Genomic DNA, 618 nt, shown 5'->3' with positions numbered 1-618 from the left:
AAACCTCTTTTTTCAACAGTGATTGAGCTAGCTGGTCTACCTCGTTGGCTAAGTGTGCCGAAACTTGTTTGGCTTCATCCGTAGCAAAAATGTCACGGCCAACGCCCGTCGCATAAAACTGGTTCATTTGATGGGTGAACACCCACGTATCAATCAATGCAGCCATTGGTGATACTTGATATGCTGCAGCTTGCAAGCCTTCTTCTGCATTGATCTTCCACAGCAGGACGTAAGACTGGTTCACTTTATCATTGGGATCATACTGCTCTTGAAGCACATCGGCGGCTTGCTCAACTTGAGCAAAAAATTGAAGTGCATATTCGCGCGTTAAAATGCGCATATTAAGCTCTTGCTTAGTGAGAGGAACGGTCTGGCTGTCAATTTTCACTTCTAACAGGGAACACCCTGAAAGAGTGGTAACCAACCACAAAACCATTAGTGACGATAATCGACGAATGGACATGAAGCTACCTTTATCAAATTGTATAGAACAGGAATTAAGCGGAACCCAAGTGTAGGTTCGAACGCGCCTTTAATACCTCAACCGCCAACATTTTAAGTCAGAGGAATATCAATCTGTTAGCACTTCTCGTATCTTTTCACTGTTGAGAACTTTCT

Annotated in this window: 1 pseudogene; it reads right to left on the bottom strand. The window is 43.5% G+C overall.

The features are described 5' to 3' along the window. A pseudogene (locus R8O11_RS29055) lies at positions 1 to 463 on the bottom strand (chemotaxis protein); the annotation flags it as partial. Positions 464 to 618 lie beyond the last annotated feature (155 nt).

The sequence above is a fragment of the Vibrio sp. 1288 genome (genome assembly GCF_033344475.1).
The sequence above is the reverse complement of the archived record's forward strand: the minus strand, read 5'-3'. Positions and strand labels throughout refer to the sequence as shown.